The 17,571-nt window shown below is 63.1% G+C and carries 14 protein-coding genes; 5 read left to right on the top strand and 9 right to left on the bottom strand.

Annotation, left to right across the window (positions count from 1 at the left end; all coding sequences use genetic code 11):
• Window positions 1–40 precede the first annotated feature (40 nt).
• The gene (gene sufB, locus FJ978_RS19890; protein WP_013895903.1) at window positions 41–1,558 is read right to left on the bottom strand and encodes a Fe-S cluster assembly protein SufB; all 1,518 of its coding nucleotides are present in this window, start codon (window positions 1,556–1,558) and stop codon (window positions 41–43) included.
• Between the two features lie 243 nt (window positions 1,559–1,801).
• Window positions 1,802–2,980, bottom strand: coding sequence for a cysteine desulfurase family protein (locus tag FJ978_RS19885; protein WP_013895904.1), 1,179 nt, complete (start codon window positions 2,978–2,980; stop codon window positions 1,802–1,804).
• 238 nt (window positions 2,981–3,218) lie between these two features.
• Here FJ978_RS19885 and FJ978_RS19880 point away from each other — a divergent pair, with 238 nt between their 5' ends.
• The gene (locus FJ978_RS19880; protein ID WP_013895905.1) at window positions 3,219–3,893 is read left to right on the top strand and encodes an alpha/beta hydrolase; all 675 of its coding nucleotides are present in this window, start codon (window positions 3,219–3,221) and stop codon (window positions 3,891–3,893) included.
• Between the two features lie 43 nt (window positions 3,894–3,936).
• A complete protein-coding gene (locus FJ978_RS19875) occupies window positions 3,937–4,605 on the top strand; it encodes an FMN-binding negative transcriptional regulator (RefSeq protein WP_013895906.1) in 669 nt (222 codons plus the stop codon).
• Window positions 4,606–4,617: 12 nt separating this feature from the next.
• On the opposite strand, the gene FJ978_RS19870 is transcribed toward FJ978_RS19875, so the two are convergent.
• The 4 genes from FJ978_RS19870 to FJ978_RS19855 form a co-directional block, all read right to left on the bottom strand.
• Window positions 4,618–5,280, bottom strand: coding sequence for a phosphatase PAP2 family protein (locus FJ978_RS19870; RefSeq protein WP_245264956.1), 663 nt, complete (start codon window positions 5,278–5,280; stop codon window positions 4,618–4,620).
• Window positions 5,281–5,463: 183 nt separating this feature from the next.
• Window positions 5,464–7,113, bottom strand: coding sequence for a glycosyltransferase family 39 protein (locus FJ978_RS19865; protein ID WP_013895908.1), 1,650 nt, complete (start codon window positions 7,111–7,113; stop codon window positions 5,464–5,466).
• 42 nt (window positions 7,114–7,155) lie between these two features.
• The gene (locus tag FJ978_RS19860; RefSeq protein ID WP_013895909.1) at window positions 7,156–7,488 is read right to left on the bottom strand and encodes a lipid-A-disaccharide synthase N-terminal domain-containing protein; all 333 of its coding nucleotides are present in this window, start codon (window positions 7,486–7,488) and stop codon (window positions 7,156–7,158) included.
• Window positions 7,481–8,215 carry a glycosyltransferase family 2 protein gene (locus FJ978_RS19855; protein ID WP_013895910.1) on the bottom strand — a complete coding sequence of 245 codons (735 nt, stop codon included), beginning with the start codon at window positions 8,213–8,215 and terminating at the stop codon, window positions 7,481–7,483. The genes FJ978_RS19860 and FJ978_RS19855 overlap by 8 nt, the downstream gene beginning before the upstream one ends.
• 309 nt (window positions 8,216–8,524) lie before the next feature.
• Here FJ978_RS19855 and tyrS point away from each other — a divergent pair, with 309 nt between their 5' ends.
• A complete protein-coding gene (gene tyrS, locus FJ978_RS19850) occupies window positions 8,525–9,778 on the top strand; it encodes a tyrosine--tRNA ligase (protein ID WP_013895911.1) in 1,254 nt (417 codons plus the stop codon).
• A 7-nt stretch (window positions 9,779–9,785) separates the two neighbouring features.
• Here the strand turns inward: tyrS and FJ978_RS19845 are convergent, their stop codons facing one another.
• Window positions 9,786–13,166: a DUF3971 domain-containing protein gene (locus FJ978_RS19845; protein WP_140573406.1), complete on the bottom strand. Its 3,381-nt coding sequence runs from the start codon at window positions 13,164–13,166 to the stop codon at window positions 9,786–9,788.
• Between the two features lie 95 nt (window positions 13,167–13,261).
• On the opposite strand from FJ978_RS19845, the gene FJ978_RS19840 reads away from it, so the two are divergent.
• The gene (locus FJ978_RS19840) at window positions 13,262–13,729 is read left to right on the top strand and encodes a peroxiredoxin (protein ID WP_013895913.1); all 468 of its coding nucleotides are present in this window, start codon (window positions 13,262–13,264) and stop codon (window positions 13,727–13,729) included.
• Window positions 13,730–13,803: 74 nt separating this feature from the next.
• Here the strand turns inward: FJ978_RS19840 and FJ978_RS19835 are convergent, their stop codons facing one another.
• Window positions 13,804–14,946 carry a GNAT family N-acetyltransferase gene (locus FJ978_RS19835; protein WP_140573405.1) on the bottom strand — a complete coding sequence of 381 codons (1,143 nt, stop codon included), beginning with the start codon at window positions 14,944–14,946 and terminating at the stop codon, window positions 13,804–13,806.
• Window positions 14,943–15,938: a sterol desaturase family protein gene (locus FJ978_RS19830; protein ID WP_140573404.1), complete on the bottom strand. Its 996-nt coding sequence runs from the start codon at window positions 15,936–15,938 to the stop codon at window positions 14,943–14,945. The genes FJ978_RS19835 and FJ978_RS19830 overlap by 4 nt, the downstream gene beginning before the upstream one ends.
• Window positions 15,939–16,239: 301 nt before the next feature.
• Between FJ978_RS19830 and FJ978_RS19825 the strand changes: the two genes are divergently transcribed.
• The gene (locus FJ978_RS19825) at window positions 16,240–17,544 is read left to right on the top strand and encodes a M23 family metallopeptidase (RefSeq protein WP_140573403.1); all 1,305 of its coding nucleotides are present in this window, start codon (window positions 16,240–16,242) and stop codon (window positions 17,542–17,544) included.
• Window positions 17,545–17,571 lie beyond the last annotated feature (27 nt).

Here is a 17,571-nt window from a genome sequence, read left to right as displayed (position 1 = left end):
TAGACATGTCTTTCTGCGGGTTCGCGTTTGCGCGCCTTTGTCACCCCACGCTTCCCTCCAGCGAGATGCCGATCAGCTTCTGCGCCTCGACGGCGAACTCCATCGGCAGCTGCTGGATGACATCCTTGACGAAGCCGTTGACGATCAGCGCGATGGCTTCCTCCTCGGGAATGCCGCGCTGCATGACGTAGAACTTCTGGTCCTCGGAAATCTTCGAGGTCGTCGCTTCGTGCTCGAACTGCGCCGTCGAGTTCTTGGCTTCCATGTAGGGCACGGTGTGCGCGCCGCACTGGTCGCCGATCAGCAGCGAGTCGCAGTTGGTGAAGTTGCGGGCATTGGTCGCCTTGCGGTGCGCCGAAACCTGACCGCGATAGGTGTTCTGCGAGAAGCCGGCGGCGATGCCCTTGGAGATGATGCGGCTCGACGTGTTCTTGCCGAGATGGATCATCTTGGTGCCAGAGTCGACCTGCTGGTAGCCGTTCGACACCGCGATCGAATAGAACTCGCCCTGGGAATCGTCGCCGCGCAGGATGCAGCTCGGATATTTCCAGGTGATCGCCGAGCCGGTCTCGACCTGCGTCCACGAGATCTTCGAACGGTTGCCACGGCAGTCGCCGCGCTTGGTGACGAAATTGTAGATGCCGCCCTTGCCCTCGGCGTCGCCGGGGTACCAGTTCTGCACCGTCGAATATTTGATCTCGGCATCGTCGAGCGCGACCAGTTCGACGACGGCGGCGTGAAGCTGGTTCTCATCGCGCTGCGGCGCCGTGCAGCCTTCGAGATAGGAGACGTAAGCCCCCTCCTCGGCAATGATCAGCGTGCGCTCGAACTGGCCGGTGTTCTTCTCGTTCATGCGGAAATAGGTCGACAGCTCCATCGGGCAGCGCACGCCCTTGGGCACGAAGACGAACGAGCCGTCGGTGAAGACAGCCGAATTCAGCGTGGCATAGAAATTGTCCGACGTCGGCACGACCGAGCCGAGATATTTCTTCACCAGTTCCGGATGCTCGCGGATGGCTTCCGAGATCGAGCAGAAGATGACGCCGGCCTGCGCCAGTTCCTTCTTGAAGGTCGTGACCACCGAGACGGAATCGAACACCGCGTCGACGGCGACACGGCCCGACTTGTAGACATTGTCGCTGGCTTCCTCGAGCTCGGAAACATCCGTCTTCTGCACGCCGGCGAGGATTTCCTGCTCGCGCAGCGGAATGCCGAGCTTCTCATAGACCTTCAAGAGTTCGGGATCGACGTCGCTGAGCGACGACGGGCCAGGCGTGCTCTTGGGCGCCGCGTAGTAGTAGATGTCCTGGAAATCGATCTTGGGATAGTTGACGCGCGCCCAGGTCGGCTCTTCCAGCGTCAGCCAGCGGCGATAGGCTTCCAGGCGCCATTCCAGCATCCAGGACGGTTCGTCCTTCTTGGCCGAAATGAAACGGATGATGTCTTCGCTCAGCCCCTTGGGAGCCTTGTCGACGGCGATCTCGGTCTGGAATCCATATTTGTATTGGTCGACGTCGATCTTTCGGACCCGATCGATCGTGTCCTGCACAGCAGGCATATGCGTTCTCCATCCACGCCGGGGTCAAGGCCCGACAGTTTTCAAACTATGGCACCGCCGAAATGACCGCCAAAGAAGCGCTCGCGGCAGCGTAAGTTCCATATAATGCGTCTCGACCGGAAATTCACCCGGCCAACATGAAACGCACGGCTCTACCAGGTCAAAAAGACCCAAAACATCTTAGTCAAGCATCGGATTTTCCCGAAAACCGCTACGCACTTTTCGGTCCGATGCTCCCAACCGCTACGCGGCTTCTTCTCTATCCGCCTTTTCCCTGGCGGCCTGCCTTGCAGCGATGCCCGCCAGTGCGGTCCTGAACAGCTCGATATCCTCGGCGCCCGTCGCCGAACCGATCGACACGCGCAAGGCACCAAGACTGTCACCGTAACCCATGGCTTTCAGCACATGGCTCGGCCCGACCTTGCCCGACGAACAGGCGGAGCCCGCCGACAGCGCCACGCCGGCAAGATCGAAGGCGATCTGCGCGGTTTCGGCCTTGACGCCGGGAATAGCGAAGAATGTCGTGTTGGCAAGCCTTGGCGCGCCGGTTCCAAAGATTTCCGCCTCGGGCACCAAGGTTTTCACGATGGCCTCGATCTCGTCGCGGCGCTTGCGCACCGTATCGATCGCCTGCAGCCCGTTCAGGGCCTCACGCGCGGCAGCGCCAAAACCGGCAATGGCGGCGAGGTTTTCCGTGCCGCCGCGATGGCCCTTTTCCTGACCGCCGCCATTGACCAGGGGCTTGGGCATCATCAGGTCCGCGGCGGCGACAATGGCGCCGACACCCTTGGGGCCGCCGATCTTGTGCGAAGACAGAACCAAATAATCGGCGTAACCCGCTGACATATCGATCGAAACGCGGCCCGTTGCCTGGACCGCGTCAACCACCAGGACACCGCCCGCCGCCTTGACGATTTCGGCGATGCGATCGATCGGCTGGATGACGCCGGTCTCGTTGTTGGCGGCATGGATCGCGACCAGCGGCAGGCCATCGGCCTTGTCGTGACCGCCAAGCGCTGTGGCCAAAGCGCCGAAATCGGCAATGCCGTTGGCATCGACGCCGATGCGCGTCACCTGCGCCGCGGGAAAGCGCCCGCCATTCAAAAGGCAGGGATGGTCCGCCTCGGAGACGTAGAGCCGGCTCATGCGCACGCTGCCGCGTCCCATCTGCCAGTCCGGGGAAAGCAGCGTCGAGGCGGCTTCGGTCGCACCGGAGGTGAACACGACATGTTCGGGCCTGGCATTCACCAGCGCCGCCACCTCGCGCCTCGCCGTCTCGATCAGGCGCCGCGCCGCGCGCCCCTCCGCGTGGACCGATGACGGGTTGGCGGCAACATCAAGTGCCGCGACCATGGCCTCGCGCGCCGCGGCAAGCAGCGGTGCACTGGCATTGTAGTCGAGATAGGCACGTTTTGCGGCCATTTTCGTCCAGTTGGTCCCGTCAGAAGCCATTCGGTTGTCGTATGGCGTTATTTCCTTGAAATTCCAAGGCGAGCCGTCCTATTTACGCGGCTTGCGGCGCCGGTGGCCGGGCTCGACGTCTGGCCACTCAGTTTTGAACAGTTCTAAACTAGCTTCTAGGAAGACGCTCGCCCTGCGTCAAGGCCAGAGGAAGGTTCGTTCCGGGCGCCGCGCATTCGTATTACAAGTGGAGTATTTCATGCCTGAGGTCATTTTTACCGGTCCGGCCGGCCGTCTGGAGGGGCGCTACCAACCCTCAAAGGAAAAGAGCGCGCCGATTGCCATCGTGTTGCACCCGCATCCGCAGTTCGGCGGCACGATGAACAACAAGATCGTCTACGACCTCTTCTACATGTTCCAGAAGCGCGATTTCACCACGCTGCGCTTCAACTTCCGCGGCATCGGCCGCAGCCAGGGCGAATTCGACCACGGTACCGGCGAGTTGTCGGACGCGGCGGCTGCGCTCGACTGGGTGCAATCGCTGCATCCGGATTCCAAGAGCTGCTGGGTCGCCGGTTATTCCTTCGGCTCGTGGATCGGCATGCAGCTCCTGATGCGCCGGCCCGAGATCGAAGGCTTCATCTCGATCGCGCCGCAGCCCAACACTTATGACTTCTCATTCCTGGCGCCCTGCCCGTCATCGGGCCTGATCATCCATGGCGACGCCGACAAGGTGGCGCCGCCGAAGGATGTGCAGGGCCTGGTCGACAAGCTGCACACCCAGAAGGGCATCACCATCACGCAGAAGACCTTGCCCGGCGCCAACCATTTCTTCGCCAACGACGCCGATCTGCTGATCGAGGAATGCTCCGACTATCTCGACCGCCGGCTGGCTGGAGAATTGTCGGATCCGCGGCCCAAGCGGTTGAGATAGCAAAAGGGCGGCTGAGATAAGCAAAAGGAAGGTACGAGCGCGGATGTATGAGCCTCCCCAGTTCCAGGAAACGCGGCCGGATGTCCTGCACGGACTGATCCGGGCGCATCCGCTCGGCATGCTGATCTCGAACGGGCCGGACGGCCCGGTGGCCAACGCCATTCCCTTCTTGCTCGATGCCCCCTCTGAACTTAGTGAAAGCCTGCCGCCGAACGGCAGGCTGCGCGCGCACCTGGCCAGGGCCAACCCGCAATGGCGCCTCATCGCCGACAATCCGGCGTCGCCCGTGCTGATCGTCTTCCAGGGCACCGATGCCTATGTGACGCCGTCCTGGTACGAGACCAAGCGCGAGACCGGCAAGGTGGTGCCGACCTGGAACTACGCCATCGTGCAGGTGCGCGGCACCGTCAAGGTGATGGATGACCAGGACTGGCTGGCACGACAGATCGCGGATCTGACCGCCTCCCAGGAAGGCGTTCGCGAGGCACCCTGGGCGGTGACGGACGCGCCGGCGCCCTTCATCCAGTCGCAGATCAAGGGCATCATTGGGCTGGAGATCGAGATCGGCGAGATCCACGGCAAGTGGAAGGTCAGCCAGAACCGTCCCGTCGCTGATCGCGTCGGCGTCGCGCACGGACTTGAAAGCGAAGTCGCCGATTCGTCCGATATGGTTCGCCTGGTAAAGTCTTACGGTGGCCTGGACGGCAATTAAGCCGGCAGCGACCTATCGTTCCGGCGCAATCAGCCGGAACGATGCTTTGCGTACCGGCAAACCGGAGGCTGCCGGGCGGAAAATGAAGCCCAGCCGGGCAAAGACCAATCCGCATGCGAGAGCGAAGGCGCAGCCGAGGCCGAAGCCGGCAACGGTGTCACTCGGATAGTGCGCGCCGACGAAGACCCTGGTCGAGGCGATGCAGGCCGTGACCATCAGGGCGATGGCCCAGCGCCGTGGAAACAAGAGCAGAAGAATACCGAACACGGCGCCCATCGTCGTGGCATGGCCGGAGGGAAAACCGGCGAAGCGCGCGTCAAAGGCGAATGGATGCAACGCCAGGACACCAAAATCCTGGAAGTAGAGCGGGCGGGCGCGGCCGATCGCATATTTCAGGACATTGACCAGCAAGCCGGAAAGGCCAACCGAACTCAGCACCAGGAATGCCAGGCAGGTCCAGTTGTAGACGAGCATCAACGATCGCCGTGAAAGGCCTCGCCAATCGATCAGATTGGCCGCGACGAGCAAGAGCGCCGATGGGATCAGATACCAGCCGCCGAGAGCGAACTGGGTCGTGAACTCGGCAAACCGTGCCCCCGACCATTGGCCATGAAGCATCCCTGCCGGTGTGTCGAGACGGACAAAGGCCGCCGCCGTCAGCAGCACCCAAACCACGATCCAAACCGGCCATGCAACGTCAGGGTAACGTGCTGGACGAACGGCAAAGCGCCTTCTCACGATCCGCAACGTGTCGCGAAAATTGTCGAGGGAGCGGCGTCTCACCGCTACAAGCCTGGCGAAAGCGGAAGGGCGCGGTTTCACGAGCATTGGGAATTCGACCCTGTCATGGACCAGCCGTCATGGCGCCACACGATAGAGGCCGAGCGACAGTTTGTCTCCCGACGAATAGTTGAGGCCATCGACCTCGGCGAGGCGGTTCACGGATTTGCCTTGCACCGACAGCATGCCGTTCAGTTTCTGCTCGTCTTCGATCGGCGCCAGTCCCAAGCCGCAGGCAGGATCGGCCAGCAGATGTTCCGCCACGCCGCCGATATCGGTCAGCACCGTTTTCGTGCCCACCAGGAATACCAGGCTCGGTTCCTGATACCGCGCCGAGGCCAGCACCGTGGTATCGCAAGGCTTGTAGGCGCTGACCGCGGTCTCGATGGTCGGGCTCAGCCAGATCGGCTTCAGCGACGGCGCGATGACGCCAAACAGCAAGCCATAGGTGATGCCCGCACAGGCGGCGATGGCGCCGATGCGGGGCAGCGGCACCTGCAACTGCCACGAAAAGGCGAGGTAGCCGGCGCCGAGCGCCGCCGCCGCGGCCGGGATGCTCCACCATGAGAATGTGTGCGTGAGGTAGATCGGTGCGCCCACGCAGACCGCCGCCAGGCCGAGGCTGACCACGACCAGGCCAAATGCCGTCGACCACCACAACCAGGTCTGCCAGCGCTTGAGCGGCGCATTGGCATCCTCGGGCTGCAAGGTCAAAAGCCAGCCGATCAGCAGCGCCATGCCGGGATAGGCCGGCAGGACATAGTGCGGCAGCTTGGTCGGGATCAACTCGAAGACCAGCCAGAACGGGATGTACCAGGCAAGGCAGAAGCGCAGCCTGGGGTCGTCGCGCAACCGGTTGAGGGCCTGCAGCCCGGCGCCGACCGCGATCAGGCCGAACGGCCACATGAACAGCGAATAGGTCAGCATATAGAAGCCCGGCGGCATGCCGTGCGATTCCTCGCCCGACGCGACCTTGCCAAGCATGTCCTTGCCGACGGCCTGCTGCAGGAAGGCGCCATGGCTTTTCCAGGTGATCGCGGCGAGCCAGGGCAGCGCAATCACCACGACAAGCAGCAGGCCGCGCCCGATCCTGAGCTTCGACAGCCAGCGCCCATCGCGCTCGAAGGCAAACAGCACCGCGATGGTCAGCGCCGAAAGCAGCGGCGCGATCGGCCCCTTGATGAGGATCGCCGCGCCTTGCGCGATCCAGAAAATCCACCAGAGATGGCCGGCGACCGGCTCGTTGCGGCGCGATGCCAGGTAGATCTGCGCCAGCGCGCCTTGCGCGGCCACGCAGCAGGCCAAAAGCATCGCATCGGTCTTGGCATCCCGCCCCTCGAAGGCGGTGGCGAAGATCGCAGCCATCACCAGGCCAGCGACGACACCGGCATTCGCTCCGAAAAGATTGGTTCCCGTCCACGCGATCGCCAGCACCGCAATGGCGATGCCGAGCGCCGAGACCGTGCGGTAGACCCATATCGGTGCTTCAGCGCCCTTGCCGCTCAGCGTCACGGCTGCCGATTGCAGCCAGTAGATGCCAACCGGCTTCTGGTAGCGCGAGGCCTCCTGGAAGCGGATGTCGACATAGTCGCCGCTCTCCGCCATCTGCTTGGTAGCCTGGACGAAGCGCGACTCGTCGCGGTCGATCGGCGGCAGGGATGCCAGCCCCGAGGCCGTCATCATCAGGCTGAACAGGAAGAGAAGGATGTAGTTCCTGTTCAACGCCATTTTTGAGCCTCTCCGATCATGTTCTTCACGCACACGGGCCGCTCAATCGACCTTGGTCATCGCCGCCTTGCGCTCATTGGCGATCAGCCAGAGATTTCTGATGTAGATGAACAGGCCCATGGCCTGGCCGGCGATGAACACCGGATCCTGGCGCTGGATGGCGTAGATCAGAAGCAGGCCGCCGCCGAACAGCGAGAAGAACCAGAAGGCAACCGGCACAACGCTGCGCTTGGCCTTTTCGGAGGCCAACCACTGCACCAGAAAGCGCATGGTGAAGAAGAACTGGGCGATGAAGCCGAGCAGGACCCACGCATCGAATTGCTTGATGAAGACCTGATGAAGCCAGGTCCCCAGTTCCTGAAGCACGTTAAACACGCTTGATTTCCTCTACTTTTGGCATTCTGCGGCGCCGGCGGCGCAGCCACCAGACGCCACCAAGATCGAGCGCGCCCTGCAGGCCACGATCGAAGATGCCGTAATTCGATTTGCCGTGCCGGCGCGAACGGTCGACCACGTCGCAGTGCACGACGCGGTACCCCTCCTGGATGACCAGAGCCGGCACGAAGCGATGCGTGCCGTCGAAGAACGGCAGTTTGCGCAGGATGTCGGTATGAACAGCCTTCAGGCCGCAGCCGGTATCGCGCGTCTCGTCATGCAGGATGGCGTTCCTCAGCCAATTGGCGAAACGTGACGCCAGTTGCTTGACCTTGCTGTCGCGACGCTTGAGGCGCTGCCCCTGTGCGGCGCCGAAATCGGGGCCGGCCTGCCGCAAGGCGTCGACCAGCACGGGAATGTATTGCGGATCGTTCTGGCCATCGCCATCGATCGTGGCGACGATGCCGCCGCGCGCTGCCCAGGCGCCCGAACGCACCGAAAGGCTCTGGCCGGCGGATTTCCGGTGCCGCAATTCCCGCACCGGGAACGGGCGAAGACCTGCCTGTTCGGCAAGAACGGCCGCGGTGTCGTCGGTCGAGCCATCATTGACGATGATCAGTTCGAAGTCGCGCCCTACCATCGCCGCCTCGATCTCGTCGATCAGCAACGGCAGGTTTGCCGCCTCGTTCCGGCAGGGAATGACAATGGATATCAATGCGTCCGGCATGTCGCGTCGGGGCTCTGTCGTCGGATATGGCATGTTTTGAATGCCGTACGGTGCCGCTGGAGGTCGTGGGCTGCAAGAACCTTGTGGCGCGGCGCCTCATTACGCCAGCCGAAACGATGAAGCAAGCATGACGGACATCATCCGTGCGTGCCACAAAACCGCATCCACCCCCTGCTGGTCGCAGCCCCTCGGTTGGCAGGCAATCCGGCGCAAGATCGGAATCCACTTTTGCTGATCGCGCTTGGATGCTAAACGCGCCCGTTCACATACGCCCGCGCCGGACGGGCGGACGCTTTCGGGAAAGAAACCATGCCTGCCTTCAAATCCGACTTCCTGCGCACGATGAGCGAGCGCGGTTTCATCCACCAGACTTCGGATGATGCCGGCCTCGACAATCTCTTCGCCACGGAGACGGTGACGGCCTATATCGGCTTCGACGCCACCGCCAAGAGCCTGCACGCCGGCTCATTGATCCAGATCATGATGCTGCACTGGCTGCAGCAGACCGGCCATCGGCCGATCGCGCTGATGGGCGGCGGCACTTCGATGATCGGCGACCCTTCCTTCAAGGACGAGGCGCGCAAGCTTCTGACCCCGCAGGACATCGACGACAATCTCGTCGGCATCCGTCGCAATTTCGTGCCGTACCTCAAATTCGGCAGCGGTCCGAATGACGCCATCATGGTCAACAACGCCGACTGGCTGATGGAGATCAACTACGTCAATTTCCTGCGCGATGTCGGCCGTCACTTTTCGGTCAACCGCATGCTGGCGTTCGATTCCGTCAAGCTGCGGCTCGACCGCGAGCAGTCATTGTCCTTTCTCGAATTCAACTACATGATCCTGCAGGCCTACGACTTCGTCGAACTCTACAAGCGCCTCGGCTGCCGTCTGCAGATGGGCGGCTCCGACCAGTGGGGCAACATCATCAACGGCATCGATCTCGGTCGCCGCATGGAGGACGCGCAGCTTTATGCGCTGACCACGCCGCTGCTCACCACCTCGTCGGGCGCCAAGATGGGCAAGTCCGCCTCGGGCGCGGTCTGGCTCGATGCCAGCATGCTCTCGCCTTACGAGTTCTGGCAGTATTGGCGCAACACCGAGGACGCCGATGTCGGCCGGTTCCTGAAACTCTACACGACGCTGCCGTTGGACGAGGTCGCGCGCCTCGGGCAGCTCGGCGGATCCGAGATCAACGACGCCAAGAAGGTGCTCGCCACGGAGATCACCGCATTGCTGCATGGTCGCGCGGCGGCGGAACAGGCCAGCGACACGGCACGCAAGACGTTCGAGGAAGGCGCGCTCGCCGAATCGCTGCCGACCGTCGAGGTTGAGAACGCCAAGCTCGAAGCCGGCATCGGTATCCTGTCGCTGCTGGTGACCGCCGGGCTGGCGGCGTCGAACGGCGAAGCGCGGCGGCATGTGCAAGGCGGTGCGGTGCGGTTGAACGACCAGCCTGTCAGCGACGAGCGCCGGCTGGTGACGCTTCAGGATCTGAGTCCGGAAAACGTCGTAAAGCTATCTTTGGGCAGGAAAAAGCACATTTTGGTGCGGCCTATCTAAGGCCGCTTCACCGGTATTCGAAGATCGACCTGAATATCCCCGGCGCGATCACCGAGAGCGGATTGATGTCGAGCACCGGTTTGTTGGCATTGCCCCTGAGCCGGTAGGTCACGCCGATGAGGCCCCTGTCACGGCCGTTGCCGAGAAGCGCCCCGACGATCGGCAGCTCGCCGAAGATGCGGTTGAGGCCGTAGACCGGCATGAAGGTGCCGGTCATGTCCATGTTGTTGTTCTGGTCGTAGAGGATGCCCTGGAAGGTCGTGCCGATACGCGGCCCCCGCAGCACGCCGTTGGCCAGCTTCAGATAGCCGCTGCCTTTCTCGATCTCGGCGTAGCCGCGCTCGAACTTGACCCGCGACGTGTCGAGCTTGCCCTTGACCGCCTGGTTGAGGCTGCGGCTGTCGCCGGCCGGGGTGGTCGAGACGATGGAGGCGAGCTTCGGTTCGTTGACGACGAAGAAATTGCTGGTGTCGACCTTGCCCTTCATCGGTCCGTCGCTGGCTCCCGACAGGGCCAGCATGATCGACCCGCCTTCCATGTGCTCGTAGACGTTCAGGAACCTCAATATGGCGCCGGCGTCCGCGGACTGCACGTTGAGCGCCCGCTGGCCGTCACCGGTGGTGTTGCTGATGGTGATGGCGGCGCCAGAACTCGCCGTCGCACTGACCTTCAGGCCGTTCACCCGCGAGCCGGCCGCGCTGTAGTCGAGCTTCAGGTTGGACAGTTGCTCGTCGTGGAAACCGGTGAGCCGATCGACGTCGGCGCTCACCGAAATGGCGTCGGCGCCAGTGGTCTTGGTGGCGGTGTCGACGTCCGAGGTGAACTGCTTGATCAGCGAGCGGGCATCCAGGGCGTTGCCGCTGACGTTGACAGCATAGCCCTTGCCCGATCGCCTGACGGACACGGCCACGTCATCGCCTCGGTTCAGGGTAACCTTGCTGAACTTTGCCGACGACAGGGCGCCGTTGAGCAGGACAACGTTGCCCTCGATGGAGAAAGTCTTGCCGTCGAGCTCGAAGTCGGACAGCGTCGTGGTCTCGCCCGACTTTGTCATGACGAATGTAGCGGTGGCGGGAACCCCTGCCCCCTTGCTCCAGCCGGCCCAGGGAATGTCCAGCCTGGCATTGGTCAGGTCGGCCGAGACGTTCTGATTGCCGCTGCCGCTCTTGTCGATCGCGACCTTCACCGTGCCGGCAAGCAACGGCGTAAGGCCGGGCATGGCGGCGGCACGGATCTTGTCGTCGAGCACCAGGGCGACCTTGCGGCTGCGCGCCGGCCCATCATCGGCCAGCGGCTCGACGAGGTCGAGTTCGGCCGGAATGCCGTTCAGCGACGCCTTGGCCGAGATCACCGCCTTTTCGGGATCGACCGTGATCGAGCCGTCGGCATCCGCCACGGTCTGCCCTTCGAACGGCTTGGCCAGTGAAAGGCCGGTGTAGTCGAGCGATACGAGCCAGTCGAGTTTGGAGCTGTCGACGCCGGACTGAAGCGGGATATCAGCCTTGACATGGCCGGTGACGCTGCCGGACAGGTCATCCGGCAGAAAGCCGACATGGCGCATGGCATTGATCGGTTCGTAGGAGGCCAATTCGGCGACGGCCGCCGCGTCGCCGGCAACGTCGATGTCGAGCGCGCCGATGACCGGCGGGCGGTTCGCCGCCTTAACCGCCAGCGTGCCGTTGCTGGCCGCCACGGTGCGGCCGCTGGGCATGAAGACGGTGCCCGAGGACAGGGAGACGTCGACGTCATTGCCGTGGAAGGCGACGACACCGACGGCGTCGCGTATCGGCGGAATGCGACCGGCCGTGTCGAAACGCGTCCCGTCGATCTGGAAGCGGCCGAACACTTCGTCGGCGGAAAGCGGCACACCGTTGCCGAGGCGATCGGGCACCACCTGGAACTGGAGATTGCCGTCGATGACGCGGCCTCCGAACAGATTGCTCAGCACCCAGAGCCGCGCATTGCGCGCTGAAAACCACGGCCAGAGCTGCTTGACGTGGGAGACCAGCATGTTGTGAACGTTGAAGGCGAGGTTGATCCCGGGCGCCTTGCCGTCGACGAACTCGACGGCGGCGGTTCCCAGCACTTCGCCACTGGTGTCGGAACGAAGCGCGATCTGCTCGGCCACCAATTTGTGGCTTTTGGTCTGGTACACGCCGGCTATTCGCGCAAGGAAGCTCAATGCGGGCTCGGGTGACTCCGATGGCGCCAGCGACGAACCGTCGCTGGTCAGATCGTAGCGGTAGGCGGGTTCTTCGCCGGCCGCTCCCGACGCCGGCTTCGGCCCGATGGAGCCGGCGAAATCGAATGTCGACCGGCCGGTCTTGAACAGCATCCTGTCCACCTGGATCTTGTTGCTGCCGGCGACAAGCGTCGCATCGACCGCGACGTCCGCCGGCAGCAATCCACGTGTGCCGAGATCGAGCACCGACCCGGTCGATGACAAGGCGGCCGTCAGTTGCGACGCATTCGTGCCGGCACCTTCCGATCCCTTCAGCTTCAACGCCACGGCGCCCAGCTTCCCGGCGCCGGCCGTGGTGCTGGCGGGAGCCGCCAGATCGATGCTCGCTTCCAGCGCCGTCACGCGATGCGCCGCGACATCGCGTGTGGCGGAAGCGGCAACCTTGATCGTCCTGCCGTCGACATCGGCCTGTGACGAAAATTCCATGCCGCCCGGCCCCGACTGAGCGACGGTGGCGTCGGCGATCTTGACCAGCTTGATCGATCCGGTATCGGGCAGCACGAATTCGACATTGCTGAGATCGATCCGGCGCATCGAATCTTCCCGCACGGCGTCGAGGGCGCGATGGATGTTGCCGAACACCGCGTCCGACAGTTTCTCGGGATCGACGAGGCCGTCCTCATTGCGCAGCGCGGCGGTCCAGTCGCCGCCGGAGGGCATCGCCGCCATGACGATGCGCGCATCGGAAATCCTGGCGCTCGTCAGTCGCACCTCACCCCACAGCAGCGGCACAAGGCGGACACCGAAGCGCACACGCCCGGCGTCGGCCATGGGCTTGCCGTCGTTCGTCTTCAGGCTGACGTCGCTGACCTGGAGCGCAACGAAACTCGAACTGTCGAGCGTGATGCGAGCGGGCCCGACCGCGACATGGACATCGACGCCGGCGAGTTTCTCGATGGCGGTTTCCGCCTCGACGCGCAGCCGGTCCGCCCCGATGCCGGAAAGACCGATGAGATAGACGGCTATCGCGACCAGCAGCGTGAGCGCAATCATGCCCGCGAACACGCGCGAAAGGATGCGAAGGCCACGTCCGATCCGGGCCTGACCAAGCGGCGGCACCCGGCACGCGGACGGCAAGGTCCCCAGGTCGGCGATCTCATCCCGCCTGAACCTGATCTTCTCGTGCTGCGGTTGCTCCTGATCCACGCAATCTTCCGTTGTACGAACTCGCTCGTGGACGAATCCCCGCTCGACACTATATCGGTGTGGCTTCGCGCGTAACCTCAAACAAGGGCATCGGTATGGCTGACCTCGTCGTGGGCGATCTTGCGCCGCAATTCGACCTGCCGCGAGACGGCGGCGGCTCGATCAGCCTTGCCGCATCCGCCGGCAAGCCCGTGGTGCTCTATTTCTATCCGCAGGACGACACAACAAGCTGCACGCAGGAGGCGATCAGCTTTTCACAGCTCAAGCCGGAATTCGAGAAGGCCGGAGCGGTGGTGATCGGCCTGTCGCCCGACCCCGTCAAGAAGCACGACAAGTTCAAGTCCAAATACAGCCTCACCATCGACCTCGCCGCCGACGAGGAGCGCAAGGTGATCGATGCCTACCATCTGTGGGTCGAGAAATCGATGTATGGCCGCAAATACATGGGCGTCGAGCGCGCCACGTTCCTGATTGGCCGCGATGGCCGGATCGCCAGGATTTGGCGCAAGGTCCGGGTGAAGGGCCATGCCGAGGAAGTTCTCGAGGCCGTCCGCGCGCTTTGAGCGCCACGAAGGCCGACGCTGATACGGCCTTATGTCGGCGCACGAAATCCGGCTGATGCCGAAATCAGGCGTCCTTACTCTTCGGGTGTTTCCACCTTCGGCTGCCGTCGCGCCCGCCAGGATTTCGAAACATGGTTCAGATGATCGGCCAGCGCGGCGAGGTGGCCGCGCAAGCCGCGCGCGCCGATCACCGATGACAGCCTGACCGATTGCGTGGCGAAGCGCCGCTTGAAATCCTCGCCGCCGCAGAGGAAATCAATTTTGCCAAGGCCACGGTCGAGCGACCATTGGATATAGTCCACCATCAGCACCATACCCGGCGAGGCGCGCTCGTATTCGGGATCGTAAGTGGTGACGAAAGCCATCATGGTGCCGTGCTGTTCGAAATTGATCGAGACGGCGACGATCGTATCGTCGAGCTCCAAGACGAAGATGCGCAACAGCCCGAGCTCGGCCAGCACCGACACAAGCGCGGCGAGAACGGGCGAGCCTTCATCGAACAGGTCCGAGACGCGCCCGTGCCGCGCCAGCCACAGCCGCTTCAGCGCCGCGACCCGGGCGAGCACCGGCTCAAGCGGTTCGCCGATATCCATCAGGCGAAAACGCAATGCGCCGCCTTCTTCCATGAACTTGCGGCCGCGACGGTAGTTCTGCCGGGCCTTTTTGGACAGCGTCTCGAACCAGTCCGCGCCACGCGGCCAGGAACCCTCGACACGGTAGCTGATTTCCCAGCGATGGTTGCGCCGAAGCGCCTTGCCGTGGCGCGAGGCCGGACCCAGCAGGGCACGGAAACCGGCATCCGGGAGCAGACGATTGAGATAGATGAGGTCGAAGCCGCCCTGGTCGAGAACATACTGCCAGAGCCGGGAGAGTTGTTGCGGGTCGCCGCCGGGGGCAAACAGCGCGTTGCCATAGTCGCTGTGATCCTTCGCCGCCCATTCGAGAACGCGGATGCCGGAGCGCCTGAAGGTGGCGAGCGCTATCACGCCTTCGAGCCGGTCGCCGTTCCAGGCCAGCCCGATCCTGAGCGTGCGCCGCTCCTGATGGGGGGTGGTGCGCCACCAGGCCGCGATCCAGGCCGGATGCTGGAAGACAAGCCCGCCGGCTCGCTGCCAAAGCGCACTCCAGGCCGGGGCGATCTCGTCCAAACGCGCCGCCGATGTCACGACTTCGAAGACGAAGCTCCGCGGAATAGTGGGCACCACGGGAGCGTTCACGACCGAGCCCTCTGCGATGCTCGCGTTGTCTCCGGCTTTCCGGGACGGACGCGCCGAGCGATATGTCGCCACATTCGCTTCAGCGGCATGACATAGAGGCCGGCAAGCGACTGGTAGTCGCGCACATCGCGATCGACCAGGCCGAACTTGAAATCCTCGTCGGGCTTTGGCACGCACAATGTTCCGAAGAGGCGATCCCAGAACGAGAAGAGCAGCCCGAAATTCTTGTCGTAGTGGCGCGGATCGGTGCTGTGATGCAGCTGGTGCCAATGGGGACACAGGATCAAATTGTTGAGCGGGCCGAACGAGATCTTGAAATGCGTGTGCCTGACGAAATCCATCATCAGGATGTTGCGCATGACGTAGACGTTGACGCCAAAGACCGTCAGTTCGACCAGGTTCAGCGAAATCAGCGACCAGATGCCGAAGCAGATGCCGACCACGATGCCGTCCCAGGCGCGGTTCATCAGTTCGTCGAGCGGGTGGACCCGGTCCTTGGTGATACCGACCATCACCTCGGCCGAGTGATGCACTTTGTGCAGTTCCCAGAGCACCGGATAGCGATGCTGGGCGACGTGATAGAGATAATAGGAAATGTCGTAGGCGAGCAGCATGGTGATGGTGAAGATCAGCACCGTTACCGGACCCGCCGGCCCCTCGATCAGCGGCGGCTGGAACTGGAACAGTGTCGAGAACAGCCAGTTGGTCCCGTAGCCTACCGCCGTGACGAAGACAATTCCGGCGGGCAGCATCAGGAAGGGCATCAGAGCTTTCTTCGTCACCCAGAACAGCAGGTCGGCTCTCGCCGAGGGATGAGTGATAACCTCATGCGGGACGGCGAACTCGAAAAACTCCTTCCAGCTCTTCTCCTCCACCGTGCGCCAATAGGCCACGAGCGCACTGATCAAGGCAGTCAGCAGCAAAAGCCCGGTCGCCAGCAGACTGGTGCCGGAGAGCTTGTCGAGGACCTTGCCAACCAGATCGCTCAGCATCCCTTGGACCGCCTTCTTCAATAGATTCCCAAACCCCATCACGCCTTTAACCGAAAACCGTCAAGTAAATGCGATCAAAGAGAGTTAAGGATTCTTGACCTTAATCGGCGAGTGACCCGCTCCTCTGGTTGAAACATGGTGCGTGACGCGCCGCACGATGGCCGCTCCCTTGGCAGTTTTGATGCAACCCACTGCCCTCACCGCGTGTATTCGTTGCCGCGCGATCGATCCGGCAAGCCTTTGTTAACCCTAATAATGTGTAATCAAGCCGTCGTGGTGTCGTAAACGAAAGCTTGGTCCCGTGAACGCAACCGGTCAGTCCGCAGTCTTCGGCAGGCGCAAGGAACCCCACACGGTCATCATTGCCCGGGGTAACGAGATCAGGCACTTCACGATCCGACCCTGGCTCGCGGCATTCATCGGCTCGGCACTCGCCGCCATTGCCGTCGGCTACCTGCTGGCCACGTCCTACCTAGTGCTGCGCGATGACTTGATCGGCGCCACCACCGCGCGCCAGGCGCGCATGCAGCAGGCTTACGAGGACCGTATTTCGGCACTGCGCGCCCAGGTCGACCGCATCACCAGCCGCCAGCTGCTCGATCAGCAATTGATGGAGACCAAGGTCAGCGAGTTGCTTGACCGGCAGACGCAGCTCAGCCAGCGTCACGGCCGCCTCGGCCCGTTGCTCGAACGCGCAGCGAATGACGTCGGAACAGCGCCAGGCGAGGCCCCGCCAGCAGCCGCGAAGCCTGACAAACCCGCTGAGGTGACCGGCAGCATCAGCCAGCCGGCGCAGAATTACGCGGTCGCCAGCCTGAGCGCGGACCTGGGGGCGGCCGACACCAGGCCGTTCTCCTTGTGGTCGACCCGCTCCGATCCTTTGCCAAACGATTCAGCCGCCGATCGTGCCGACAAATTGTTCGTCTCGATCAACCAGTCGCTGAAATCGATCGAGACCGAACAGCTCACCCGCATCAGCGCGCTCGCCGACAACGCCTATAAGAGCGCCGACGCGATCACCCAGGTGCTGCAAGCAGCCGGACTGCCGGTCGACAGCGATTTCGGCAAGGACCAGAGCGACGTCGGCGGACCGCTGATCCCGCTCGACAGCTCGATGATGTTCGACAGCAAGGTCAAGGAACTGGACGAAGCCCTGGATACGCTCGACCATCTCAAGAAGGAAGCGCGGCAACTGCCGCTGTCCAACCCCGCACCCGGCCACTCCGTCACCAGTCCGTTCGGCGTTCGCACCGATCCCCTCCTCGGCACCGCCGCGCTACATTCCGGCATGGATTTCAGGGCGCCGATCGGCATGGCGGCAAGGGTCACGGCGCCCGGCGTCGTCACCAAGGCCGGCTGGAACGGCGGCTATGGCCGCATGGTGGAAGTCGACCACGGCAACGGCTTTGCGACCCGCTACGGGCATCTGAGCGAAATCGACGTGACCGTCGGCGAGAAGGTCGATGCCGGCGCCGTCCTCGGCAAGACCGGCAGCAGCGGCCGCTCGACCGGCCCGCATCTGCACTACGAAGTGCGCCACAATGGCGAAGCGATCGATCCGCTGCGCTTTCTCACCGTCGGCAAGAAGGTCGCGCAGTATCTCTGAGGCGCGCCAGTCCTCGGAGTGAAACCT

The organism is Mesorhizobium sp. B1-1-7, from assembly GCF_006442705.1.
GTDB classification, from domain to species: Bacteria; Pseudomonadota; Alphaproteobacteria; order Rhizobiales; family Rhizobiaceae; genus Mesorhizobium; species Mesorhizobium opportunistum.
The sequence above is the reverse complement of the archived record's forward strand: the minus strand, read 5'-3'. Positions and strand labels throughout refer to the sequence as shown.

Bases quoted from the DNA above. Each gene is read 5' to 3' on its own strand.
- sufB (WP_013895903.1), bottom strand. From the start codon at position 1,558: ATGCCTGCTGTGCAGGACACGATCGATCGGGTCCGAAAGATCGACGTC.
- FJ978_RS19885 (WP_013895904.1), bottom strand. From the start codon at position 2,980: ATGGCCGCAAAACGTGCCTATCTCGACTACAATGCCAGTGCACCGCTG.
- FJ978_RS19880 (WP_013895905.1), top strand. From the start codon at position 3,219: ATGCCTGAGGTCATTTTTACCGGTCCGGCCGGCCGTCTGGAGGGGCGC.
- FJ978_RS19875 (WP_013895906.1), top strand. From the start codon at position 3,937: ATGTATGAGCCTCCCCAGTTCCAGGAAACGCGGCCGGATGTCCTGCAC.
- FJ978_RS19865 (WP_013895908.1), bottom strand. From the start codon at position 7,113: ATGGCGTTGAACAGGAACTACATCCTTCTCTTCCTGTTCAGCCTGATG.
- FJ978_RS19855 (WP_013895910.1), bottom strand. From the start codon at position 8,215: ATGCCGGACGCATTGATATCCATTGTCATTCCCTGCCGGAACGAGGCG.
- tyrS (WP_013895911.1), top strand. From the start codon at position 8,525: ATGCCTGCCTTCAAATCCGACTTCCTGCGCACGATGAGCGAGCGCGGT.
- FJ978_RS19840 (WP_013895913.1), top strand. From the start codon at position 13,262: ATGGCTGACCTCGTCGTGGGCGATCTTGCGCCGCAATTCGACCTGCCG.
- FJ978_RS19830 (WP_140573404.1), bottom strand. From the start codon at position 15,938: ATGCTGAGCGATCTGGTTGGCAAGGTCCTCGACAAGCTCTCCGGCACC.